This is a genomic window from uncultured Fibrella sp. (assembly GCF_964250085.1).
In the GTDB taxonomy this organism is placed as follows: Bacteria; Bacteroidota; Bacteroidia; order Cytophagales; family Spirosomataceae; genus Fibrella.
Window position 1 is genome coordinate 92,936 of the sequence record NZ_CAXUEC010000004.1, and the last position, 24,310, is coordinate 117,245.

The following is a 24,310-nucleotide window of genomic DNA, read 5'->3' on the forward strand; positions in this document are numbered from 1 at the left end:
CGACGCGCAACGGCAAATTAGCGCAGCTTGAGTTGAACGCTGCTGCCCAGATAAACGCCCTGGGGCAAGTCCACCGTAAACAGCGTGCTGTTCCTTTTTTCATCCACCTGGGTGCGGTAGTTGGTGCCTGTCGACTTGTAGATGCCCGTTACGGCCACGGTGATCTGGCTCAGTTTTCGGGAGGGATCGGCCAGGGTTAACTCTGTTAGTTTGCCATTCTGCATCTTTAGCATAGCCATTCCCTGACTGTCCATGCGAATGGTCGCTCCCTTGTCGATATCGATCGTTCCTGCTTTGTAAAAGGCTATCTGGGTAATCTCCAACTGGCGATTTCGTACTGCCTGTAGCTCAGGGGTGTTAGATAGAACATAGATGGAACGATTCGTTTTACTACTCTCAGCCAACTGCTGTTCAGACACATTCGGTACGACAATGTATTGATAGGTGCCGTTCGTGGGCTTGTTGCCGTGCGTAAACCACAGCGCAAATACATCTTTACTCACCACTTCCTGACTAATATTCTTCTGGTCCGTAATGTCTGACCAGCGCCCCGTCTGAGGGCCATTCGAGAGGTTGACCGTCGTTGGCTCCGGAAAAATATAGCCCACCTTATCCTGATACACCCACTTCACTTTTTCGAGCGGCCGATTGCCGGTCGGAACACTTTTTTGAACGCCATCCTGCATCATAGTTACGTCGCTTCTCATCAGCACCTGATTGATGGTCGAGACGACCGGCAGATCGGTTGTTGATTTAATGGACGTACCCAGACAGACATATTCTTTATCAAAAAAGAACCACGATTTTTTGGCTTCTACCCCATCGTGAGGACTTTTGAAATCAAAGGCAACGGCACCGTACAAACCGTCGGTCACCGCGCCCACAAAATCGGTCAACCCTGCTTTTTGGATCTGGTCAGGGCCGGGGAGCTGTGGTTTTTGCAGGATGGTGGTGCCCGATATTTTCTGCCAGTCATAAACGGGCCAGATGTCCTGGTATTCATCGCCTCTCAGCATCAAATAGTTGGTGCCATCGGCGCGGTGGTGGGTTGTCTTACCCGGCCCGTTGTAGGGTTCTTCCATGTTCCGGTTGCGGCTAGAAAACATCCGAACTGTAGTATAAAAATCGGGGCGTTGGAACACAAAATGTTCGCTTTGCCAGAAGAATTTGGCGAATGATAACGAAGGTTTGGCCAGCCCTTTGCGCAAGCGGATGATCTCTTCCAGTTCCGGTTTTCGGTAGTCGGTACTGACCAGAAGCCGTTCTATTTCAAGCGTACCCTGCGGGCGAAAAGTAGACCGTTCGGATATGCTCCGGTTCCTGACGCTGATGTCGTCGTAGACGCCGTACACCATCTGTTTGTAAATGCCATCAAGGTAGTAATCAACCAGTTGGTCGATCTTTTCTTTGGAGAAAGCGTATTTGGTGCCAGCCACAAAGTACGACCAGTCGCCGTAGGCATTGGCGTATTTTCCGTAGCCGTAGGAAGAGGTATTGTTAACCCGGTCTACCCGGTGGTGGAAACTATAATCATGTTGCAGACCCCGTTCGCCGGTCGCAAATTTCAGTTCGCCTTCGATGATCTTGATGATGTTATCGAACTCCTGAAAATTGTTCATGAACAGCAGGTTTTTGGCCAGAATCCCCGCAATCACAATGCGGTCGCCGCTGGGCCGCGCGCCAGATGCGTTCATGTTGGCCCGGCCAATCATGGGCTGGGCTTTCGCCACAAGGTCTTGCGGTAGTTCATCGCCGATGATCAGCATCAGATTGCCCAGATTAGTTGGCGTTGTTATCTGGTTGTCGTGCCAGTTGTCACCCACAAAGTCATTTTTCACCCAGAACGCCAACCCCTGACTGATACGCTCCTTGAGGGATTTGCTTTGATAAAACGAAGACGATTTATTCTGGTAAGCTTTGGCCAGATACACCAGATCGCGCGTATGACCGCCATGCGGAAAGCTGGCTGTTTTGCTCAGATCAGCATAATTGATTCCCCGAAAGCTGCCGTCGTCGTTCATCTTCGCCAGAATAGCCGACACGTTATTGTCACTGATGCTGGTGCTCATCAGGTCAGCCACGATCCGCCCTTTGATGATATTTACGTCGTTCTGCCCCCGGCAAACAGAGGCTAGCAGAAAAAGGATGGGCAGGATGAACAGGCGTTGAGAAATTGCTTTCATAAGCAGTGGAGGTCCGGGATATGGCGTTAGCTGACCAGTAAAGAGGATCGCCGCTGTTTTCTATTGCTCATGATGAATTATAGATCATGCGTTTAGTGAGCTTCCGGTCAGGCAAATTGCAGCCACAATCATGGCTTTTCGCTTGTGATAGCTTCGCGCTGTAGGCCCTTCGACAGGCTCGGCACCCAAAAAATCGTCGGCTACAATATTCTAGCTAATTCACCAGCAACCACTCACGTACACGTGGATTGAAATCGCCGATGCACTCCCAATGAAACGCGTGACCGGCTTCGTCGTAGAAGTGAAGCTCGCTGTTCGGAATGGCTCCGGCTACTTCTTCGGCCATCCAGACCGGCGTAAACTGGTCGTTTCGGCCGCCAATGACCAGGGTAGGTTGCGTAATCTTGCCTAAATCCGCTACCGTATTGTGCGCAATACAGGCTTCGGCTTGCCCTTCCAAACCATGCAACGGCTGGGGATTGGCATCAATCGCCGCCGCCTGCCGACCGGCTTGTAAATCGGCAAACACGGCGTCATCATCCCAACTACGCTTCGAGTAGATCAGCAGTTGAATATAATTCGCAAACTCTTCGGGACGAAGCCGCGCTTTGATGGTAGCCATATGCCGGAAAATGGCTTCAGCCGTGCGATCACAGCGCGCCCACGGACACATCAACACCAGCGAACGTACCTGATCGGGGTGCCGCAAAGCCAGTTGCTGAGCAATAGTACTTCCCATCGACACCCCCACGACTCGAACGCTTTCCAGCCCGAGCGAATCGATCAGTCCGGCATAATCATCGGCCATCTGCTCAGTGCTGTACGGGCCAATCGGCTTGTCAGACTGGCCAACGCCCCGGTTATCACCCATGATGCAGCGAAAACGCATACTCCAGTCGTCGGCATGTTTTTCCCAAACCGATCCGGGAGCCGTAATGCCCATAATCAACAGCAGCGGCTCGCCCGTTCCGCGCTCTTCGTAATATAAATTGATGCCGTTGGTGGTGATGAAAGGCATGGGTTTGGTTAATTCGTTATTGGTTGATTCGTTATTGGGGACTGGTTATTGGGGAATCTGTTCTATGTCTACTTCAATCAACCAATAACCAATCAACCAACCACCGCTGTCAGCAGCGTTTCGTAGACCCAGCGGCCGTCGTGGAGCGTCACGCCGTCGGGATCGTCCATAGCTTCGGGGCCTTCATCTTCGCAGATAATCCAGCCGCTATACTGCTGCTCGATCAGCCAGCGTGTGATGCCAACGAAATCGACTTTCCCGTTGCCCAGAAGCGCAAACTCAGGCTCGCCGTTCCAGTCTTTGAAATGCACCAGATTGATCATCGACGCGTATTCTTTCATCTTCGTCAGCGGGTCCATGCCGCCGTTGATGAGGTGCCCCACGTCGGGCGTCCAGCCCGTTACCGACGTATCCAGCGACTCCAGAATGACGCGGTAATCGTCCTCCGTCCGCGTGATCGACGAGTGCGGCGAGTTGGGGTGGAAACTACAGGGCACACCCGCATCAACCGCCCGCCGCGACACCGTATTGACGATGTTGACGAGGTTTCGGCGACGTACCTGAATGTCATGCCGCCCGGTTGGTTTCTGAACCGTGCAGAGGATAGCCCCCGGAAAATGTGTCAACAGGTCAATGGCCCGGTCGGCCTCGCGTCGCTCTTGCTCGGTTTCGTCGGCCCCGTTCCAGTCCAGGGCCAGCGCAATAGCGGCTAGTTCAACGCCCTGTTCGGTCAGTTTTTTGCCTAAACTATCGGCATCGGGCAGATCACCCATCCAGTTGAAAATAGGCTCGATTCCCGCAAAACCAGCCTGCGCCGTAATGTCGATCATGTGCCCCTGCCGGTTGGCGTGGGTGAGACCGTTGTTGTTCATGAACCAGGTGTACGCCTCAGCGCCAAATCGAAAAGGGAAGGACATAGGATTTGTGGTCTATGGTTTGTAGTTTGTGGTTGCGCTGCTTACTTACGACCGGTGGAGTAGTAGCGCAACTACAAACCACAAACTTTATGCGTACCTCGCCTGCATGGCTTTGATGAATGTCAGGCCTTTTTCGGCAATATCCCAGGGCTTGCTGTATTCACGCCAGACGTTGATCGAATTAGCGAAATCTATGTCATTGCGGGTAAAAGCTTCGATCGTCATCCAGCCGGTGTAGTTGATCTCAGCCAGCGTTCGGAAGGTATCGTCCCACGGAATATGCCCATCGCCGGGCGTCCCCCGGTCGTTTTCGCTGATGTGCACGTGGGCCAAAACGGGGGCGATTGTCCGAATGGCATCGGAAAAGCGTTTTTCTTCCATGTTGGCATGGTGCGTGTCGAACATAGCCTGAACGTTCGGGTGGTCGGCCCGGCGAACCAGTTCCGAAAGTTGTTCCATCGTGTTGCAGAGGTAACACTCGAACCGGTTCAGCGCTTCGGGAGCCAGCACAATATTGGCCTGTTTGGCATACTCGCCCACTTCATGCAACACCTCGGCACTACGCGTGTATTCGTCGGGTTGTGGTTCACGGCGGCTAAACGTGGCAAAGGCCGAATGGAATGGCCCGCAAATGACCGATGCGCCCATCGCCTGCGCCCGGTCAACCGCCCCTTTCAGATGCGTCACCGCCTGCCGACGCACAGCCGCCGATTCGCTCGCCGGATTCTCGTCGGGACCCACTACCGTGACACAGGTACGTTGTAAGCCCGTTTGATCCAAATGATTGCCAAATTTCTGGTAGACAGCCACATCCTGCGTGTCGATGAAGCACTCGACCCCATCATAACCGATCGTTTTGAGGCGGTCGGCTATCGGGTTCATTTTTTCGGATATAGCGGCGGTCCAGACCAGAAGGTTAAAGCCGATGGGGCACGTTGTTAATGAAGGCATAGAAGTTATTTTATTATTCGTGCATTCCCGGCTTTACCCCCCCGCCCTGAAGGGAGCCCGCTGGCGCAAGCAACCACTACTATAGCAGAGCTGGAGTGCGCCAGCGGGCTCCCTTCAGGGCGGGGGGTAAAGCCGGGAAAAAAGCTTCACTTTTCCATCGGGTGCTCTTTCACCAACTGGGTTGGCGAATAGAAATCGACCTTGCTGGCTGTGGCGGCTCTGACTTTTTTTACCTGTTCGGGCGTAATGGCCGGGGCTTCGTTGCCAAATGAATTTCGAACATACGTTAGCACAGCGGCGATTTCCCGGTCTTTCAGCAAACCACCAAATGGGGTCATCGGCACTTGTCCCGGGTACGTTTTACCATTCACCTCGATGGGCCCCATAACGCCTTTCAACGCTATTTTGATCAGGCGTTCTTCATTACCAGACACCCACTTCGTGCCAATAAGCGGCGGAAAACCAGACGCGTCGAGCCCACGTCCATCGGGTTGATGACAGGTCGAGCAATAGCCCTCACGGTTGTAAATTTCGCGGCCAGTATTGAACAGGGCCAGTTCGTCGCCCTTCAATTTAGACGCCACCACATTGTCTTTTTTCTTATTGACATTCACCCCATTCAGGTGCGCAACGGCCGTTTCATGGGCGTGAATCATCCAGTTGTCCAGCGGCTTTTTGGCGGCTTCGGCCAGAATAGGCAGCCCTTTTTCTTTCCCGATCCAGGAGGCGGCAACCAGGGCATCGAGACGTACCCGGCTGTTGTCATCTTTCGCGGCCTGCATCAGCAGATTGGCCTGATCGGCTACCTGATGACCGGTGTATCGTAACACCTGAACAGCAGCGGCGCGGGCGTGGTAATCGTTCGCTTTCAGCAGTTGGCGGAGCAATTTCTGGTCAACTTTATCAAGGCCCCAGCTTACCCACAGACCTTCCAGTAAATGATGTTCATAGCGGGGATCGTTCTTGTCCAGACCTGCCGCCCACGTGGTCAGTTTAGCCAGCACCTGCGACGCATCGCGGCCCCGTAGTTCGCGGCGGGTGCGGTAGCGGGTGCGGTATTCGGGTAATTTCAGGTTATCCAGCAACTGCTCGATGCTGGCTCCGTCTATTTTTGCCGGCGTCACCAGCGGGCGCGACGGGTACGTGATGCGGTAAATCCGGCCGTGCGAATGGTCGCGCAGGGGATCGCGGGCGTTGTGCTGCATGTGACCGATCAGAATGTTGTGCCAATCGATGAGGTACAACGACCCATCGGGGGCAAACTCCATATCGACCGGCCGGAAATTACGGTCTTCGCTCACAACCAGATCCTGCCGGTGTTTGCTTTTGTAGCCCGTACCGTCATCGACCAGGGTATGCTCTTTCATGCCCAGAAAACCGATGGTATTGTTGATCAGGAAATCGCCCTGCAACTCATCCGGGAAATGGCGGCTCGACACAAATTCCAGCCCCGATGTGGGACGTACCCGGTGCGCGTCTTCCACCAGTTGAACCGATTTGTGGGTGGCTTCACCATAGCGCGGCAGTACCGAGCCGGGCATCATCCAGCGCACATCCGGGCTCGAGGTCTCGGCAAAAAAGGGCTGCCCCCAGTCGTCAAACGCAATGCCCCAGGGGTTTGGAATAGACAGTTGAGCGGTCCGTTCCAGTTTACGGAGTTGGGGCGCGTAACGGTAAAAGCCGCCGTTGGTTGCCCGCACCGGCCCGTACGACGTTTCCACGTTGGTGTGCAGAAAAACGCCCTCGCCCGAGTAGATAGCCCCCGATGGATCGACCGTAAAGGCGTGGCTGTTGTGGTGGGTGTCGTGGTCGTCGAAGCCACTTAACAGAATCTCGCTTTTGTCCGCTTTGTCGTCGCCGTTGGTATCGGTAAACAGTTTCAGGTTCGTTCCCTGCGACACGTAGACGCCTTCTTTCGCGATTTCGAAGCCGAGGGGAAGGTGTAACCCGTCGACAAAAACGGTTTGTTTATCGGCTTTCCCGTCGTTGTTGGTGTCTTCAAAAATCAGGATTTTGTCGTTCGGTTTGGCGTCACCGGGCTTGTAATGCGGGTAACTCGGCATCACCGCTACCCACAACCGTCCCTTATTATCGAACGACATCTGCATGGGTTTCGCCAGATCAGGAAATTCTTCTTCCGACGCAAAAAGCTCGATTTTGTAGCCAGCAGGCACTTTCAATTTGCTCAACGCCTCCTGTCCATATAGGTACGTCAGGCTTCCGTTTTTCTCCGGGTTGAAGTTCGTTTTCACCGGTGGCAGCACTTTCGTCCGCTTGTCGGCGGCAGCAATGTCCATTTTCGTTCCTTTCGAGGCGGCCAGCCAGACTGCCGTGTCGCGAATGGCGGTCATTTGCCGGATCTTCTCAATTTCGGCCGGGTAATTGTCGGGGCCAAATGGATTGTAGCGGCGACCATACACGTGAACGCCGTTCGGAATTTTGTAGTCGTTATGCCACATCCAGTCCTTTTCCAGTACGGCATCGTGTACCAGTTTCCGGTTCGCTTCCGCTTTTGCACCCGTCTTGCCAAAAACCTGATCGGCCAGCAACGTACCCAGCTTTTTGTAGCCTTCGTCGTTCAGTTGCGAGCCGTCGATGGTCAGCGGGTCTTTACTGGCGGCGTACCACTGTTGAGACGGCGTGAACGCATCGACGAAGACAATCTTATGCTGATCAGCCACCTCGCGCATGGCTTTGGTATAGAGGGCCAGGTTCTCGTTTTCCTTCTTTCCGTTCGGCAGGTCATACGTACCTGACAAGTCTTCAAAGGCAATGGGCGACACCAGGGCCAGTTGCGGCGGCGTAGCTCCATTGTATTTCTGGCTCAGCGTGTGCTTCACGAACGCATCGAGTTCGGCCTTGTAGTTAGCCAGTCCCGCTGGACCCTGAAACGATTCGTTATAACCAAAAAAGGCCACAATCACGTCGGTCTTGAGCCGGGTCAGCCACTCGTCGGGCGATTCAAACGTTCCCTGGCTATCCGATTTGTTGGCCAGTTCCGTCTCGGTCGGCCGTTGCCGGAATTTCTCCGCACCGGGGAAGGCCCAGGGCGAGAATCGACTCGAACGGGGCCTGAAACCAGGGGTATCGCCGGGGTCGCACATGTTCCGAATGTAGAGCATATCGTCCGGGTAACGTACCTGCATTTCGGTTTCAAAATGCCCGTAGTTCATCATCCGCGAACCCAGGTTGTTACCTAGCAGCATGATGTGACTCCCTTTTTTAACCGTCAGCGCATTTGGAGCACTGGCCTGAAATGCGCTAAACCCGATGGCGCAAAGCAGAACGGCAATCAATAAATTCCTGACAGATTTTTTTTTGCTTGAAAACAGTCTCATACGATCTGTACTTAGTTGACAATGCCCCGATACGCTACGTTTATAGCCAGTTTCTCCGGCTGCTTTTTAGGAATGGGCCGGCCCAGGCTCCAGTGTATGGCGTTGATTACCAACCGCTGAAAGGACTGAACCTGAAAATCTTCGGGATGTCCCAGGGTGGTGAAAAAAGCCCTGCCACCCCACTCATTTTTCCACGTCCAGGCAACGGGATTATCAATGGCTTCCTTATCGGGATTCACCGATTTGCCCATCAGCAGGGGTACCGCGCCCTTCGCCGGATAGTCGGGCAGGACACGATAGAGCCAGGATGCGGCGTGAAATTCAGGCGCAACGCCCCTTAAAATCGGATTTTTAGCTGCCTCTGGAATCACCGTTACATCGGTGGTGCTTTTGTGGCCATAGTGCGTGTGTTTGGCCGCGCCGCCCCAACCCGGCGGAGCACCAAACGCAAATTCACCAAACGAATTCCATCGGACACGCGGATCGCCAGCCGGATAATTGAAGGCGTGGCTGGTAGTCCGAAAACCCATTACCGGCTTACCCGATTTCAGGTACGTGTCAATGTAATCCAGTTGTTCCTGAGGTAGTTGCCGCCAACGCAAGAAGAAGACAGCCAGATCAGCGTCCTTAAGTGTTTCCAGACCGGGAATGTCTTTTTCGCCGTTCTGATTCGGTGCCGATTTCAGCACATTCGTCTGCATGCCGTAGTTTTTTTCCAGTTCGGCGGCGATCAGCGGCAGGGTTTGTTCACCGCTGTATTCATGATCACCCGTAACAAAGACCACATACGGCTTATCGGCTTTTGATCCAGCCGGTTTGAGCCGACTGGCAATCGCTTCGGGCAGGCCTAGTTGCGTAAGTGCCAGCAAGCCGGCAGTATAGTGGATGAATTCGCGGCGGCTATTTTTCATAAATCTTTGTACAGTAGTAGCGTTGCTTCTATGTAAGAAAAGTGGGTAGTGAATCTACGTATCTGATGTTAAAGTCGGCGGTCCCGCGTCCGGGTTAGGCTAAATCTATACCGTTACGCCGGTGTCTTTCCAGCTTTTCGAGGCGGCGGATTCCAGCACGGCTTCGCATACTTTCTGCGTTTCCAGCGCGTCCTGGAAGGTGGGTGAACAGGGCTCGCCAGTTTCGAGGCACGTCAAAAAATCGGCCACCTGATGCAGGAATGTGTGCTCGTAACCGATGCTTGTGCCTGGAATCCACCAGCGGCCCATGTAGGGTTGATCCCCGTCGGATACGTGAATGCTGCGCCAGCCCCGAACGGTTGACTCATCGGCATGATCGAAGTATTCCAACCGGTTCATGTCGTGCAGATCCCACCGGATCGAGGCATGCTCGCCGTTGATTTCGAGGGTGTACAGTGCCTTATGGCCACGCGCATAGCGGGTTGCCTCGAAAAGCCCCAGCGACCCGTTGTCGAAGTGGCAATGAAACAGGCAGGCGTCGTCGATACCAACGGGCTGCACTTTTCCGGTCGCCTGGTGCACACGCTCTTTGATGAATGTTTTCGTCATTGCCGATACATCCGTGATCGCTCCATTGAGCCACATGGCGGTGTCGATGCAGTGCGCCAGCAGATCGCCCGTCACCCCCGAACCGGCTGCATCGGCATCCAGTCGCCAGAGAGCCGTTCCCCCCTGCGGCAGGTCGGCGTTGATGGTCCAGTCTTGCAGGAAGTTGGCCCGGTAATGAAAAATCTTGCCCAGTTTCCCCGAATCAATGATTTGTTTGGCCAGCGTAACGGCCGGCACACGGCGGTAGTTATACCAGACGGTGTTGGGTACGTTCGCTTTCTGGATCGCGTCAACCATACCCTGCGCTTCGGCCAGCGTTCGAGCCAGTGGCTTTTCGCACAAGATCATCTTGCCCGCTTCTGCTGCGGCAATAGCAATTTCGGCATGCGTATCGTTGGGCGTACAAATATCGATGGCGTCAATATCATCGCGAGCAATGATCGCCTTCCAATCCGTCTCCACCGATTCGTAGCCCCATTGCTCGGCAAATTTCCGGGCGTTGGCCTCGTTGCGTGAGCACACGGCTTTCAACACCGGACGGTATTCGAGTTCAGGAAAAAAGTGGCTTACCTGATAGTAGCCATTCGTATGAATCCGACCCATCAGGCCGGTACCGATTAAGCCAATGCGTAGTTCTTTTTTGGTTGCCATAGTTTAGTGGGAAATTTAGTTTCGTCGGCGTATTACCCCCAACCCCCTGAAGGGGGCTAAAGCTCTGCATGAAGACAAGCTAACTAGCGGAGCCTTAGCCCCCTTCAGGGGGTTGGGGGTAGTTTACTCGTACCAGCCGTGTTGCTTACGTACCTGGATCATGGTGGCCAGAATGTCGTTCCAGGTTTGCTGGTTGGTCATTACGGCATTGGGGAACATGCAGCCGTCCCAGCAAATGTGTTTGAAGGCTTTGGTCAGATAACCGTTTTCGTCGCGGAGCCAGAAACCTGCATCATTGGCCACATCGAGTTTGCCATTTGGGTCCAACGCCTGGCAGTGGCGGCCCGTTATATCGTGCGAGCCGGAACCGAATACCGTCCCGTCGTTTTGCGCCACGTGGAAGTCAATCGTCCAGGGGCGCAGGGCGGCGGTTACTGTTTTAAGTCCTTCGGTCAGGGCGGCGCGGTCATTCCAGTCGAAGTCGGCGGGGAGAATACGGTCTTGCGGGCGGTTATAGCCGAGTAAATACAGGAGCGTGTGCGCCATATCGGCCTGGAAACCCATATTTGGCCGGTCAACGGCTTCGAGCGTTTCCACCATCGTTTTCCAACTGTGCATACCGCCCCAACAAATCTCCCCTTCGGCGGCCAGCTTCTCGCCAAAATCAGCGGCCACGTCACAGGCTTCGCGGAAGGTCTGGGCAATGAGTTTGGTGTTCCCCGCCGGATCAGCGTCCCAGCTATGTGGCGAACTGGCTGAGTCGATGCGCACAACGCCGCTGGGCCGAACGCCCAGTTCCGTAAGGCGCTGCCCGACGTGGCAAGCTTTGCGCACCATCTCCACAAACTGGGTACGTTCTGCCTGGGTGCCCATTGCAGGCCCACCCCAGATTGGCGCTACCAGCGAACCGATCTTCAGATTATGACCCGACACTTTATCGGCCAGCCGCTTGATGCCGTCATCATCCAGATCAACGTCGATATGCTCGAAAAGGGCGAGGTCAACGCCATCGAATTTCACACCGTCAACCTCGGCAGCGGCGGTCAATTTCAGCATGGTATCGAAGGGAATGACAGGCTCCGAATCGGGTCCTTTACCGACCACGCCGGGCCACATGGCGTTGTGCAGTTTGGGATAGTTATTCTCGTTCATGGGGGTTGGGAGTTTGGTTAATTGGTGATTAGGTAATGGAGGGATTGAGGGATTAGTGATTGGTTTTACGAATCTCCTAACTACCCAATCCCTTAATCACCAATCACTAAATCAGGGTTTGCCGGGCCGAAGTGTTTCAGGATAACGATCGGGTCGGTGGTGGATGGGTTTACGATGGTGACGCCTTCCGTAGCGGCCTGTTCGCTGACGAAAAATTCGTCGTTGGTAAGTTGACCGTATCGGATCAGGGCGGGCGTTTCGATATCCCAGACGCCCAGTTTGCCATGGCCCTGCATCACGATCAGGCCGTAGGCGGCGCTGTCTTTGATGGTGACGGTTGTGCCCGGCATAACGGTCAACTCTTTGGCACTGAACGCCTCTGACTTGTAGCACACCCAGTTTTCGACGTACCCAGCGGCTTGCATCTCCGCCACATCCCGAACGGGCAACGGTGCCATAAACCGGTTGGCCATCATCTGTGGATCAACGTTCAGGTCCCAATCGATGGCTTCCATAAGCTGGTCGTAATCGCCGATCCGGTCCTTTGGCGTACCATTCCACAGCAGTTCTTCGGGAATAATCGCCTCGTTCACCAGCGACTGATACATGGCAAACACGTCCGACGCTTTTTGCGGCTCATAGGTACACAGGCTCCCGGGGGCGTGCAGAAGTCCAGGAGGCACGTCCCAACCAGTGCCGGGTTCGAGGCGGTAGGCCATCGAATAGTTGGTGATCTTGTTGTCTCCTTTAGTGAAGTTCATCAGGCATTCCTTGATCTGCTCTTTCGACGTACCTGGCGCAATGCCGATGAAGGTGTACGGAAAATCGCCACCGTGATTATTCAGTTGCGGCGGAAAATAATACGCCTCCGGTTTGCCCAACTGCCCGATATGCGCGGCCTGTTCGTCGTTATGGTGCAGGTGATGCGGCAGCGGCCCCATGTTGTCGAAGAACTTGGAATACATCGGCCAGCTTCCATACTGATTCCAGAGCCGGTCGCCGATCAGGCTACCTTTCAGCTCTTCAACGGCATCTTTTAGCAGAAACTGTACTTCATCATTGCCGTCTTTGAATACAATGGCGCTCAGGCCTTCGTTCTCACCCGTCAGCGGGCCGTTTTTAGCCGGTGTTGTCGACGAAAGCCAGCGTTCGTCGATGCCGCCGCGTTCGCCACCCAGTACATAATAGTCGTCGGGGTGCAACTTGATGCGTCGGCCAGGTACGCAAAATGACCGGGGCACCCAGGTTGGGGCCAATCGTAGTATTCCTTTTCCCTGTTCAAGGGCTTTTTCAGCTACGCTCATGGCGGCAGTTGTTTCCATAAAGGGTTTAGTTTTTTGAAAAGAGGTCATTAGGCTTCGCCGTCATTAGGTGGTCATTCATGATCATTTGTAGTCATTGACGCTTTTTACTACAAATGATCATGAATGACCACCTAATGACGGCAAAGCCTAATGACTATCCACAAAGTCATCAATCTGTTCTGCGCTACTCAATACGGTCATTTCCAGATCATACATTCGGATTTCGCCCGGTTCAAGCAGGATCAGCGTTTGGTTTTCTCTGGCTTTTGCCTGACCGATGGGCGGGTGCGTGCCGGGTTCAATACCCGTTACGTACTCGCCTTTGCCCCAATGCTGCCAGTTGGTGAGCCACGGAAGCTGCGCTTTCTGAAACCGCATGGCAACTGCCAACCCTAATTTGGCATTATGCAGCCCCGCCGTACACCAGCCCGACGCGTCAGGTTTAGCGTCGATACATACAACCGCTTCGCCCGTTCCCAGATGTGATTCCATTGGCGGGGGACAGGTTTTGAAGTCGTTACCTTCCCGGAAAATCCCGGCGTGAATGCCCCCTTCACGGGGTTGCCAGTTGCCTTCCCAGATCAGTTTTGTTCCCTCATCGACCAGCGGCCAGCCGAAGTTGACGTGGTAGAGCAGCATGTGCGGGGCCGCCGTATTGCCCCGGTTCACCACCTCGTCGTGAATCCGAATGGTGGGTTCGCCAAGCGTGGCCGAAATGGTCCGTTTCAGCTCCAGACAAGGGCCGAAAATCTTCGTTTCCCGCATCCGGCCGGTGATGCTCATCGCTAGATTTCCCGTCACCGGGTCGGGCTGAATGATGGATTCAACCTCCGCAGGTACGTTGCTGATATGCCCGTGAATGCCGCGCTCGCCGTATTCGTCGGCTTCCGGGCCACCCACGTGCGATAGGCCGCAGGTGGTGAGCAAACCGCCGTTGAAGGTTCTGAGCCAGTCGAGACCACGGTCGGAGAACGGTTGTGGCGTGGTGATGCCCGAGTGATTCAGCCACGCCAGACAGTGCTGATTATAAAAGGCGTCGGCAATGTCCATGCCTCGATCAATGACCACTTTATACCGTAAACCAGTCCCGGTATTGATCCAGGCCACCCGAACGCCCCGACCAGCCCCGTTGTCCAGCACGGCGGTTTCGATGCCCCCAATCTGGGCCGGGTTATTGATTTTATCTGTCCAGGGGTAGGTCATTAAACTGGTTTGTAGTCTGTGGTTAGTGGTTCGTAGTTGCGCTGCTAATCACTCAGTTTATGAATTAGCAGCGCAACTACGAACCACTAACCACAGACTACAAACCGTCCTACAACGTCTTCAGCATCAGATTCTTATACTGCACTTTCATGGGTGGTCCAACGTGAACCTGAACGCCCAGCAATCCTTTTGACGTGCCGTTGACCGTGTCATTATCCGTTACATCGCTCATCAGCACGCCGTTGATGTAATGCTGGAGGTGATTGCCTTTCACAACCAGACGGAAGCTGTTCCAATCTTCAGGTTTGATAAACGTCTTTAGCGAATCGGAACTGCCCAGCGAGCCAGTCATAGTCAGGCCACCCCAGGCGTTATTCTTCACATTAGCGCGAATCGCTTCGGGCGTTGCGGCTCCAGTATAGGGTGGAATCGTTGTTTTCTGGCCACGATACGCCAGGGTGGTCCGTTTGCGTTCTTCGTAATTCTGTCCTGTGTAGCGCATCTTCCCATCAATGTCGGCCTGATAGCCGCGAAGGGCAAACGGAATGTCGGGGAGGCGGTCGCTGCGGTAGTTGATGCCCGAGTTTCCTTCGGCGGTGATGTTGAACTCGCCGGTGAACTCAAAATCTGCAGGTTCACCGCCTTTCCAGATAATGAACGAGTTGGTTTTCAGCAGTGTGGCGGGCGTGATTTCGCCGACCAACGCACCGTTTTCTACGCGCCAGTACGTGGGATCGCCCTCCCAGCCGTTCAGCGTTTTACCATCGAATATGGGTACGAAGCCGCCATCCTTCTTCGCCTTTTTAGCCTGCGCCTCACAGGTCGTTATCAGGCTGGCTATCAGCAGTGCGGCCAGTAGTATCGTTTTTCGAATCATATAGTATTGCTGATTTTGCAGGTTGTAGGTACGTTGGTTTGCGCTTTAGTGTGTTGCTTCGCGCTTTAGGCCCTTCGACAGGCTCAGGGTGACATGACACCCAAGAATGTAGATGACGAACTTGAGTTAGGCTGTCACCCTGAGCCTGTCGAAGGGCCTAGAGCGCGAAGCCACACAACCAGCGTCCCTATTTCCCCTTGCCCGTATCCGATGCTTTATACACCTCATTAGCCTGATTGCCGCCCGATTTTAAGTAGGCGATCAGGTCTTTGAGCTCGTCAGCGTTCAGGCTGTTGATCAGGCCGGGTAGCATGATCGACGAGGGCGAATATTTTCGCGACACAACGTCCTTTTTTGCCAGTTTCCGAAGCTGGTCCGGCGCAAACGGGTTCTGCGAAATCGAGTAGCTCGTCTTGTCTTCATTGATTAACCGACCCAATACAGACTGGCCATTTTTCAGAACGAAGATGCTGGAGGCATACTGATCGGAGATGGTTTTATCGGGTGAGATGATGGCTTCCAGCATGTCTTTGTTCGAGAAGCGGGTGCCAAGCTGGGTGAGGTCGGGGCCAATATCGCCGCCCTGTCCACCCATCGAATGGCAGCGGCTACAGAGAACAGCCGAATACAGTTTTTTGCCCGTTTCGAAGTTGCGGCCCACCAGACCGCTGTCCACCACGGCTACGGCATTTTCCAGCTTCCAGTTCCGGTAAGGCCCTTTCGGCGTATAGCCCATCGCAATATCATTGCCCGACTTGGTGAGCAGATCAGCGCCCGACAGCTTGTTATATTTCTCGAATTGCTCCCTGGGTACGTTAGCCAGGGCTAGTTTTCGGGCTTTATCGATGTAGCCGATGTAGCTGTTACCGCCCTGATAACCAAACGCTTTGGCAAACCACGCGAAATACTGATCGCGCAGTTGCGGTGTCCAGCCGGTTTTTGCGCTGCTTAGCATAGTGGCATAGTAGGTCTGCTGGGCGGGAGGTATTTTTTCCAGCATTTTGGCAATATCCAGCCCATACTGCGGATTACGCAGGATCAAATCGCTCGACGCCGTCACGGTTTCGCCGCCCACCGGTCCTTTATCTTCGTTGTTGAGCGCCAGTAACGTCAGCGTTTTGCCAACGGTGCCGGGAGCTTCCAGCGACACAAGCAGTTTACTATAAGCCCGGTTCAGCATGGCCGAACCAGCCGGATACCGCGGACTTAACACGGCGATAGCCTTAGCCCGGTCGGCCCCTTCGGGCAGACCCATCCGGGTAAATACCAGTTCGATTGCCCGTAGCACATCAGCCTGCTGCTGCTCGGTCAGCGTAGCTAGTTTCACATTGAGCAGTGGGGCCAGCATCCGGCTTTTCAGCGAGGCATCGCCGTGGTGGGCCAGCGCAATCATGGCCTGCGTGAGTCGTAGCGGGTCGGTTTCAGCCAGTGCCTTTTCCTGCCATTCCGCCACCGGCTGATGCTCAACCGCAACCCGGGCGGCGTAACGCACAAACCGGTCGGGATGATTTAGATACGGCCAAGCCGCGCTGACAGCACCCGCCATTGGGGTGCCGTGATACTGTTCCAACCTGGTACGTAGCTGGTGTTCGGCCGTTAGCGCAATGGCTTTGGTATCCGGCGAAGTGGCTTCAGCACCCGAATAGGTAATCCGGTACAGATCAGATTCCAGCCGACGCCCGCCCGTCAGGAAATACATCGCGCCGTCGGGGCCAATCAGTCCGTCGGTGAGTGGCAAAGGTGAGCCGGAAATAAATTCCTGGGCGGTGGCTTTATAGGAAGCACCCTGGGGTTGCAGATGAACTGCGTAGATGATGCCGAAGCTCCAGTCGAAGGCGTAGATGGCTTTCTGGAATTTCTGCGGGAAACGGGCACCGCGACCGGCAAAAACGCCCGTTGGTGAGCCCTGACCCATGTTTATCACGGCGGGCAGGCAGTCGGCGAAACTAGGCGACCAGTTGGTGGCCGATGTACGCCAGCCAAAGTCGGCCCCGCTGGTGATGTGGCAAATACGGGTGGGCTTGTACCAGGGCAGGCCAAAATCCCACTCCATATCCGAGTCATAACCAAAGAGATCGCCCGCATCGTTGAAGGCGAAATCGAACGTATTGCGGAATCCGCCACCGACGAATTCCCAGCTTTTCCCTTCGGGGTCGATTTTGGCGATCCAGCCGCCAGGGGCCATTCTGTCGATAGCATGGCCACGCGGGTCCTTGATGGCCGGAAACAGGTTATCTTCTTTCCAGACCGGCGGCAACCGATACGCATCCATCCTGGGTACGTCGGTAAAATTACCGCACATCAGATAAATCGACTTTTTATCGGGCGACAGCACCATCGAGTGTGGCCCGTGTTCGCCTTCGCCGTTCAACTCCCTGATCAGCGTAATTTTATCCAGTTGGTCATCGCCGTCGGTATCCTGCAACCGGTATAGTCCACTACCCTTGTTGAAGGTTGAATCGACCCGGTGATTGACCATCACGTACAGGCTGTTGAACGCCCAGAGCAGGCCCTGTGCGTAGCCCATACCCACCCTCGGTTTGGCCGGGTCGGTAGACGAACGCGGGCTTAAACTGATCTTCAGTTTTTCAACGTTCGGCCGCTGCACACCCGAACCAACAACCGGTAGGTCGAGCCGGTAGAGGGCTCCGTATTGATCGGAGGTGATCATCCGACCTTTATCGTCGAAGGTCATGGCCACCCACGACCCCTGTTTGTTATCAGAGGGACTGTATAAATGTTCCGCTTTAAAACCGGGCAGCAGTTTTAGCTTGTCGACTTTAGTGCTGTCGGCTGCTCTTCCGCTGACAACGGATTGCTGACTACTAATCCAGGAGGTGCCAGCCAATACGAGCACGCAAAGTGCGAGCCCAAGTTTGGCCGCGCTGATCAGTTTAAACATGACGTTTCATAGGACTTAGTTCGTGACTAAAAACTACTGAAATAGGTATTCTACTGAGAATCGTCCCCCACTTTACTACTACTTGCCAGGAATAACCGCCTAAAATTAAAGTGCAATCGAATCGCCAAATTTTACTACAACATCGGAATCAACCTACCTACACGTACCTACTCCTCTTCCTTTTTTCGCTATTATCTATTCAATGACCAGTTTGGCCAATTAAGACAGACAGGGGCTTTGTTGCATGACTCCTTGCAAGGCCTTTGGGTCGCATAGCGACCTGATGTTTGTAGAAACGAAAGGCCTATATGTGACCAGCGTGCCATAGGTACGCAACCGTCAATGAGCTTTTTGCCGCGTACCTATGGCACGCCAGGCACTCCCACATGCTTTACATGCTACAAACATCAGGTCACCACGCGACCCAAAGGCCTTGCAAGGAGTCATGCAGCAAAGCCACAGGCAGGTATAAATATTCTGATAGAATGTATGGGTAATCCAGCCTGATTCAGCGTTTTACATAAAACGAATCACCTCCATGAACCTCAACATCGACGCTCAGAAAGCCAATACCTACGACGCCATCGTGATCGGCTCGGGCATTAGCGGAGGCTGGGCCGCTAAAGAACTGACTCAGAAGGGCCTACGCACGCTGGTACTTGAACGCGGACGACCCATTGAACACATTACCGATTACCCAACCACCAACGCCGCCCCCTGGGAAGTGCCGCACCGGGGCCGCTACCCGCTCGATAAGATCGCGGCCAACCCTATTCAGAGCAAAGTGGGATACGCCTACAATGAATTTTCGGGCGATTTTTTCATCAACGACGCCGACCATCCGTATCAGCAAACCAAGCCCTTCGACTGGGTACGTGGCTATCAGGTGGGCGGCAAGTCGATGATGTGGGCGCGCTGGACACAACGCTGGGGACCGCAGAACTTCACCGACCCCGCCCGCGACGGCGTAGGCATCGACTGGCCCATTCGTTATGACGACATTGCCCCCTGGTACAGCTACGTGGAGAAATTCGCGGGCATCAGCGGGAACAAAGATGGTATTCCGAGCCTGCCCGACGGCGAGTTTCTACCACCTTTCGACCTGATGTGCCTGGAAAAGGGCGTCCGCGATACCTGGAAGAAAACCCACCCCGGTCGCCACCTCGTCATCAGCCGAACGGCCAATCTATCGAAAGCTATGCCCATTCACAATTCTGTGGGTCGGGCTAGTTGTCAGGCGCGAAACTGGTGCGGGCGGGGCTGTCCATTTGGGGCCGCTTTCAGTAGTAATTCGGCCACATTGCCCGCCGCCGCTATGACCGGCAAGCTGACCATCCGGCCATTTTCGGTGGTGCATTCTATCATTTACGACGAGAAAAAAAGCAAGGCAACCGGCGTGCGGGTCATCGATACGAACACGAAAGAGATGAGCGAGTTTTACGCCCGCATCATCTTCGTCAACGCCGCCACGCTCAACACCGCGCTGATCTTGATGAACTCAACGTCATCGCGCTTCCCCAACGGACTGGGTAACGACAGTGGGCAGTTGGGGCATAACCTGATGGACCATAACTACCGGGGCCGGGCCTATGGCGTGTATGAAGGCAACGAATACGACAACAGCTATTATTTCGGTCGTCGCCCAACGGGAGTATACGTACCCAGATTCCGAAATTTGGGCAATGACAAACAGACCGATTTTATTCGTGGGTACGCCTATTCGGGTGCCGCCAGCCGCGAAGACTGGCACCGGGGCGGCACTATCGACGGGTTTGGTGCCGACTATAAAGAGGAACTGACCAAACCCGGACGCTGGACGTTCAGCCTCACGGCGATGGGCGAAATGCTGCCCCGGTACGAAAACCACGTGCGGCTCAATCCCGACAAGAAAGATCAGTGGGGCATGCCTACGCTGGATATTGACTGCTCATGGGGCGACAATGAAGACCGCATGACGAAAGATGCCGTGGAGCAGGCCAAACAGATGCTGGAAGCGGCGGGACTGAAGGTATTGTCGGCCGGTGATAATCATCAGGCACCGGGCCTAGCCATCCACGAAATGGGAACGGCACGCATGGGTCGTGACCCGAAAACGTCGGTGCTGAACAAGTGGAATCAGATGCACGCGGTCAAAAACGTGTTCGTTACCGACGGTGCCAGCATGGCCTCGACCGCCTGCCAGAACCCGTCGCTCACCTACATGGCCCTCACCGCCCGCGCCGCCGACTACGCCGTGAAGGCCATGAAGCGGAATGAGATTTAGAAGGGGTTTACTGTCTACCCCAAACTTTGCTTGATATCCCGAATCCGGTCGTTGAACGCGATGGCGTGCACATCGAGGTCGGGGACTTTAGTCGCTTCGAGCAATTCCATCACGGCGGGGTGATGCGGAATCCGCTTGCCCGTTTCGATGCTGATGTATTTCGACGTCACCCAGAGCACATTCTTGAGTTGCGCTTTCCGGTCGTCGGTCATGTAGTATTCGGTGATCGTGGTATCGGTATCGAAATACACGATCCGCGACATGATACGTACCCACTCGCTCACCAGCGCCGGCCGGATGTAGGCGATCTGATGCTGATACACCACCCAGCTCGACTTGTATTCGTGGAATAGCTGCGCCGGGGCAAAATCGTACAACTTCGCCACCTGATCTTCACGGGCGTTGAAGTAATAGTCGAAATACTTGGCATTATTCAGATGCTGGAGCGGATCACAGTCCTGAAACCGGATGATCGTCCGGGTTTCCGTCTCGACCGGGTACGTCCGGTTTGGGTCACGTTTGAACATAGGTGTGAACCCCACCCCAACCCCTCCCCGTCAGGGAGGGGCTACTGCTCCGCTTAACGGGGAGGGGTTGGGGTAGGCTATTTACATTTTCTCTAAAATTCGCTCGATCGACACCTCGTGGCCGATGCGGCTTTTCAACTCGCTGATGGGGACACGTACCTGCTCGGTGGTGTCGCGGTAGCGGATCGTCACGGTGTCGTCTTCCAGCGTCTGGTAATCGACGGCGATGCAGAACGGCGTCCCGATCAGGTCCTGACGGGTGTAGCGTTTACCAATGGCGTCGCGCTCTTCCATAATCACCCGGAACTCTGATTTCAACGACTTCACGATCTGTTCCGCCTTTTCGGGCAGACCGTCTTTCCGCACCAGCGGGAACACCGCCGCCTTGATCGGTGCCAGGGCCGGGTGCAGTTTCAGGTACGTCCGCTCTTTCTGTTGGTCGCCCTCTCCTACCGTTTCCCTGGTGAAGGCGTTGCAGAACGTAGCCAGGAACAGCCGGTCAGCACCAACCGACGTTTCCACCACATACGGAATGTAGTTACCGTAGGGCTTACCCGTCGCCGGGTCAACGTCGTTATCAAAGTACTGTTGCTTTTTCCGGCTCAGTTCCTGATGCGCTTTCAGGTCAAAGTCGGTGCGCGAGTGGATACCTTCGATTTCGCGGAAACCGAACGGAAATTTGTATTCGATATCGACGGCCGCGTTGGCGTAGTGTGCCAGTTTTTCGTGGTCGTGGAACTTCAGGCTCGTGGCGGGAATGCCAATGGCCTGGTGGAACTTCATCCGGGTTTCTTTCCACTGGTTGTACCACTCCATTTCGGTTCCGGGGCGCACGAAATACTGCATCTCCATCTGCTCGAATTCCCGCATTCGGAAAATGAACTGACGCGCCACAATCTCGTTGCGGAACGCCTTTCCGATCTGGGCAATACCAAACGGAACGCGCATCCGGCCCGTTTTCTGCACGTTCAGGAAGTTCACAAAAATACCCTGCGCCGTTTCGGGACGAAGGTAGATCGTACTGGTGTCTTCGGCCAGCGAACCTACCTGCGTCGAGAACATCAGGTTGAACTGACGTACCTCGGTCCAGTTCTGGTTGCCTGAAACAGGGTCTTTAATACCTTCGGCGATGATGAGTTCACGTACACCATCCAGATCGTTCTCGCCCAGCAACCGGCCCATTTCGTTCAGCAGTGCCTGCGAGCGGGCTGTATCACCGGCATTGGCATATTCTTCGGCTTTACCTTCCAGCAACTGATCGGCGCGATACCGCTTCTTCGAGTCGCGGTTGTCGATCATCGGGTCGTTGAACGAGTCGACGTGACCGGAGGCTTTCCAGGTCAGCGGGTGCATGAAAATAGCCGCGTCGATGCCCACCACCTCATCGTGAAGCTGGGTCATGGCTTTCCACCAGACGGCTTTGAGGTTGTTTTTCAGTTCAACGCCGTTCTGACCGTAGTCATACACAGCCTGCAGGCCATCATATATTTCCGACGACGGAAACACGAAGCCATATTCTTTCGCATGCGCGATAATATCCTGAAGCGAAGTAGCCGGAGCGGCAGGGGCCGATCCTTCGGCCGACGTATTGGTTGTCATAATGGCCGCAAAGATAGCTTTTGCCGCCAATACCACCGAAATCCGTTATCTTTAACCAGTGCCTTCCCTGTATAAATACCATGCTGATTAACTCGCTCGGCCTCAAGAATTTCAAGTGTTTCGAGGAACTCGACGTCAAGTTCGCCCCCATCACCCTCCTAACCGGTGCCAACAGCAGCGGCAAAAGCTCGTTGATTAATGCCATACTTGCCGTATTGCAGACGGAGGGATTTCCATTCTATCTTTCGCCGAATGGCAAATATGTGAACATGGGGAGTTTTGAGGAAATGGCCCGGTGGACCACAAATAGCAAAAAGTTGGATATAGAAATAAATATTGCACTTAATGATAGCGGTACAGAATCTGGATATTCTTTTTTCCAAACAACTTGGAGAGAAGACACAAAAAATAATTTACCTAAGCTCATAGAGTTCAAATCAGCACAGCTAGGTTGTACATGGCACGTTAAAAAAAAGAAAGACAGTTCATACTCATTCTCGTGTGTAATAAAAGATTTTTTTAGTTCTTTGCAGGATGACCATTCCGGAGATTTCATAAAGAGAGAGTTTGAGAATGTAAAGATTACGCCTAGTGAAGACTACTTGTTAACAAATAATATTAGCATCACCAATAGTAAATTCGAAAGCTTAGAACAGTTAGTGGAAAAGATTAAAACCTATTTATTTGAGCCTTCTTTCCGCGAATCAGGCATAAAACCTTCTATAAATTACTTAGGATCATTTAGATTACCCCCCGAACGCACCTACTATCAAAAGCCTAAGGCTGCAGACAGAGTAAATGTTGCTGGTGACGGATATATAGATCAAATAATAGAGTGGGATGAAACACAACCAGATACGATCAAACAGTTGATAGACTTCATGCGAGAATTGGAACTTGTAGACTCTATATCAGCTAACAGAATGAGGGGTGGGCGTTTCGAACTACGCATAAAGACTAAAAATAACTCCAAAGACGCATCCTTGGCAGACATTGGCTTTGGTGTAAGTCAATTTTTACCAATAATAGTAGCCGACCTGCAATTAAGTGACGAATCCCTTCTAGCTGTATCACAACCAGAACTTCATTTGCATCCTAAAATCCAAGCGGCCTTTGCCAATTACTTAGCTAAACAAATTAACACTACGAACAAACAATACATAATTGAAACTCATAGCGAATACCTTCTAAATCGAATTCGTTTATTGCTTGTAACCGGCGAATTAAAACCAGAAGATGTGTGCGTACTTTACTTTGAAAACGATGGTATGAAAAGTACAAATCACAACATCGAATTCGCCACTAATGGATCGGTTAAGGGAGCACCGGAAAGTTTCTTTGATACATATGGAATTGATGTGATGAATATTGCTATGGAGGCGATCAAATGATTAAAGACTTATTCGTTGATAATAACGTTGCTAAAAATTTTAAGAATCCGGCCGATCCTGAGTACCAGAAGTTGATGAAGTGGCTTTTCACAGAAGGCCATTTGGTTGTTACATCTAAATTAATGGCTGAGTACCACGCCAGCAACCAAGGAAATTTCGGTCAGAGTATTATCACAATTATCAATAAGTTGACAATCGATGGTCGGCTAGTGAGCTTATCGAATGACGACCTTAAGGCACTAACGTTTCCAAAGAAGATAGAGCAGAAATGTCAGCGACTTAAAAAAGATTACTGGCATGTCAAAGCCATTCTGTTATCGAACAGGAAGATGGCTATCATTATTGACGAAGCCTTTCGAAACGCGGTTAACAGTCATCCAATGCATGAAGGCGTGAAAGCCTGTGCGGTATCTCGGCCTGAAGAGATTGACTACGAGAACGGGCTGACTTGAAGAGAATCCTCATTGAGTAGCTGTTCGATTTCACGTAAATCACTTACTTTGTAGATAGTACT

General features: G+C 53.4%; 17 protein-coding genes. 3 read left to right on the forward strand and 14 right to left on the reverse strand.

Annotated features, from left to right (window positions below):
• Positions 1 to 17 precede the first annotated feature (17 nt).
• The 12 genes from ACFE8Q_RS14070 to ACFE8Q_RS14125 form a co-directional block, all read right to left on the reverse strand.
• Entirely contained in the window at positions 18 to 2,183 is a 2,166-nt protein-coding gene (locus tag ACFE8Q_RS14070; RefSeq protein WP_375446045.1) for a polysaccharide lyase family 8 super-sandwich domain-containing protein, read from the reverse strand.
• A gap of 214 nt (positions 2,184 to 2,397) precedes the next feature.
• Positions 2,398 to 3,201 (reverse strand): alpha/beta fold hydrolase, encoded by an 804-nt coding sequence (locus tag ACFE8Q_RS14075; RefSeq protein WP_375446046.1) that lies wholly within the window; start codon positions 3,199 to 3,201, stop codon positions 2,398 to 2,400.
• A 92-nt stretch (positions 3,202 to 3,293) separates the two neighbouring features.
• The gene (locus ACFE8Q_RS14080; RefSeq protein WP_375446047.1) at positions 3,294 to 4,118 is read right to left on the reverse strand and encodes a sugar phosphate isomerase/epimerase family protein; all 825 of its coding nucleotides are present in this window, start codon (positions 4,116 to 4,118) and stop codon (positions 3,294 to 3,296) included.
• Between the two features lie 87 nt (positions 4,119 to 4,205).
• Positions 4,206 to 5,069, reverse strand: coding sequence for a sugar phosphate isomerase/epimerase family protein (locus ACFE8Q_RS14085; RefSeq protein ID WP_375446048.1), 864 nt, complete (start codon positions 5,067 to 5,069; stop codon positions 4,206 to 4,208).
• Positions 5,070 to 5,215: 146 nt separating this feature from the next.
• Complete coding sequence (locus ACFE8Q_RS14090; RefSeq protein ID WP_375446049.1) at positions 5,216 to 8,407, reverse strand: PVC-type heme-binding CxxCH protein; 3,192 nt, start codon at positions 8,405 to 8,407, stop codon at positions 5,216 to 5,218.
• Positions 8,408 to 8,418: 11 nt separating this feature from the next.
• Complete coding sequence (locus ACFE8Q_RS14095) at positions 8,419 to 9,318, reverse strand: ThuA domain-containing protein (RefSeq protein WP_375446050.1); 900 nt, start codon at positions 9,316 to 9,318, stop codon at positions 8,419 to 8,421.
• Between the two features lie 105 nt (positions 9,319 to 9,423).
• Positions 9,424 to 10,578, reverse strand: a complete 1,155-nt coding sequence (locus tag ACFE8Q_RS14100) for a Gfo/Idh/MocA family protein (RefSeq protein WP_375446051.1) — start codon at positions 10,576 to 10,578, stop codon at positions 9,424 to 9,426.
• A 123-nt stretch (positions 10,579 to 10,701) separates the two neighbouring features.
• Positions 10,702 to 11,730 (reverse strand): sugar phosphate isomerase/epimerase family protein, encoded by a 1,029-nt coding sequence (locus ACFE8Q_RS14105; RefSeq protein ID WP_375446052.1) that lies wholly within the window; start codon positions 11,728 to 11,730, stop codon positions 10,702 to 10,704.
• A gap of 92 nt (positions 11,731 to 11,822) precedes the next feature.
• A complete protein-coding gene (locus ACFE8Q_RS14110) occupies positions 11,823 to 13,052 on the reverse strand; it encodes a class I mannose-6-phosphate isomerase (RefSeq protein ID WP_375446053.1) in 1,230 nt (409 codons plus the stop codon).
• 129 nt (positions 13,053 to 13,181) lie between these two features.
• The gene (locus ACFE8Q_RS14115; RefSeq protein WP_375446054.1) at positions 13,182 to 14,237 is read right to left on the reverse strand and encodes an aldose 1-epimerase family protein; all 1,056 of its coding nucleotides are present in this window, start codon (positions 14,235 to 14,237) and stop codon (positions 13,182 to 13,184) included.
• A gap of 109 nt (positions 14,238 to 14,346) precedes the next feature.
• On the reverse strand, positions 14,347 to 15,114 hold the full coding sequence (locus ACFE8Q_RS14120; RefSeq protein WP_375446055.1) for a DUF1080 domain-containing protein: 768 nt from the start codon (positions 15,112 to 15,114) through the stop codon (positions 14,347 to 14,349).
• Positions 15,115 to 15,301: 187 nt separating this feature from the next.
• Positions 15,302 to 18,016, reverse strand: a complete 2,715-nt coding sequence (locus ACFE8Q_RS14125) for a c-type cytochrome (RefSeq protein WP_375446056.1) — start codon at positions 18,014 to 18,016, stop codon at positions 15,302 to 15,304.
• A gap of 538 nt (positions 18,017 to 18,554) precedes the next feature.
• Between ACFE8Q_RS14125 and ACFE8Q_RS14130 the strand changes: the two genes are divergently transcribed.
• Complete coding sequence (locus ACFE8Q_RS14130; RefSeq protein ID WP_375446057.1) at positions 18,555 to 20,279, forward strand: GMC oxidoreductase; 1,725 nt, start codon at positions 18,555 to 18,557, stop codon at positions 20,277 to 20,279.
• 14 nt (positions 20,280 to 20,293) lie between these two features.
• Here ACFE8Q_RS14130 and ACFE8Q_RS14135 read toward each other — a convergent pair whose 3' ends face one another.
• Positions 20,294 to 20,806, reverse strand: coding sequence for an acyl-CoA thioesterase (locus tag ACFE8Q_RS14135; RefSeq protein WP_375446058.1), 513 nt, complete (start codon positions 20,804 to 20,806; stop codon positions 20,294 to 20,296).
• 81 nt (positions 20,807 to 20,887) lie between these two features.
• Entirely contained in the window at positions 20,888 to 22,405 is a 1,518-nt protein-coding gene (locus ACFE8Q_RS14140; protein ID WP_375446059.1) for a glycine--tRNA ligase, read from the reverse strand.
• 80 nt (positions 22,406 to 22,485) lie between these two features.
• On the opposite strand from ACFE8Q_RS14140, the gene ACFE8Q_RS14145 reads away from it, so the two are divergent.
• Together ACFE8Q_RS14145 and ACFE8Q_RS14150 are read left to right on the forward strand one after the other, a co-directional pair.
• Positions 22,486 to 23,796, forward strand: coding sequence for a DUF3696 domain-containing protein (locus ACFE8Q_RS14145; RefSeq protein ID WP_375446060.1), 1,311 nt, complete (start codon positions 22,486 to 22,488; stop codon positions 23,794 to 23,796).
• On the forward strand, positions 23,793 to 24,248 hold the full coding sequence (locus ACFE8Q_RS14150) for a hypothetical protein (protein ID WP_375446061.1): 456 nt from the start codon (positions 23,793 to 23,795) through the stop codon (positions 24,246 to 24,248). Before ACFE8Q_RS14145 ends, ACFE8Q_RS14150 begins: the two co-directional genes overlap by 4 nt.
• Positions 24,249 to 24,310: the final 62 nt, after the last annotated feature.

Excerpts from the sequence above, each read along its gene's own strand:
- ACFE8Q_RS14070 (WP_375446045.1), bottom strand. The coding sequence starts at position 2,183 with ATGAAAGCAATTTCTCAACGCCTGTTCATCCTGCCCATCCTTTTTCTG.
- ACFE8Q_RS14075 (WP_375446046.1), bottom strand. The coding sequence starts at position 3,201 with ATGCCTTTCATCACCACCAACGGCATCAATTTATATTACGAAGAGCGC.
- ACFE8Q_RS14080 (WP_375446047.1), bottom strand. The coding sequence starts at position 4,118 with ATGTCCTTCCCTTTTCGATTTGGCGCTGAGGCGTACACCTGGTTCATG.
- ACFE8Q_RS14085 (WP_375446048.1), bottom strand. The coding sequence starts at position 5,069 with ATGCCTTCATTAACAACGTGCCCCATCGGCTTTAACCTTCTGGTCTGG.
- ACFE8Q_RS14090 (WP_375446049.1), bottom strand. The coding sequence starts at position 8,407 with ATGAGACTGTTTTCAAGCAAAAAAAAATCTGTCAGGAATTTATTGATT.
- ACFE8Q_RS14095 (WP_375446050.1), bottom strand. The coding sequence starts at position 9,318 with ATGAAAAATAGCCGCCGCGAATTCATCCACTATACTGCCGGCTTGCTG.
- ACFE8Q_RS14100 (WP_375446051.1), bottom strand. The coding sequence starts at position 10,578 with ATGGCAACCAAAAAAGAACTACGCATTGGCTTAATCGGTACCGGCCTG.
- ACFE8Q_RS14105 (WP_375446052.1), bottom strand. The coding sequence starts at position 11,730 with ATGAACGAGAATAACTATCCCAAACTGCACAACGCCATGTGGCCCGGC.
- ACFE8Q_RS14110 (WP_375446053.1), bottom strand. The coding sequence starts at position 13,052 with ATGGAAACAACTGCCGCCATGAGCGTAGCTGAAAAAGCCCTTGAACAG.
- ACFE8Q_RS14115 (WP_375446054.1), bottom strand. The coding sequence starts at position 14,237 with ATGACCTACCCCTGGACAGATAAAATCAATAACCCGGCCCAGATTGGG.
- ACFE8Q_RS14120 (WP_375446055.1), bottom strand. The coding sequence starts at position 15,114 with ATGATTCGAAAAACGATACTACTGGCCGCACTGCTGATAGCCAGCCTG.
- ACFE8Q_RS14125 (WP_375446056.1), bottom strand. The coding sequence starts at position 18,016 with ATGTTTAAACTGATCAGCGCGGCCAAACTTGGGCTCGCACTTTGCGTG.
- ACFE8Q_RS14130 (WP_375446057.1), top strand. The coding sequence starts at position 18,555 with ATGAACCTCAACATCGACGCTCAGAAAGCCAATACCTACGACGCCATC.
- ACFE8Q_RS14135 (WP_375446058.1), bottom strand. The coding sequence starts at position 20,806 with ATGTTCAAACGTGACCCAAACCGGACGTACCCGGTCGAGACGGAAACC.
- ACFE8Q_RS14140 (WP_375446059.1), bottom strand. The coding sequence starts at position 22,405 with ATGACAACCAATACGTCGGCCGAAGGATCGGCCCCTGCCGCTCCGGCT.
- ACFE8Q_RS14145 (WP_375446060.1), top strand. The coding sequence starts at position 22,486 with ATGCTGATTAACTCGCTCGGCCTCAAGAATTTCAAGTGTTTCGAGGAA.
- ACFE8Q_RS14150 (WP_375446061.1), top strand. The coding sequence starts at position 23,793 with ATGATTAAAGACTTATTCGTTGATAATAACGTTGCTAAAAATTTTAAG.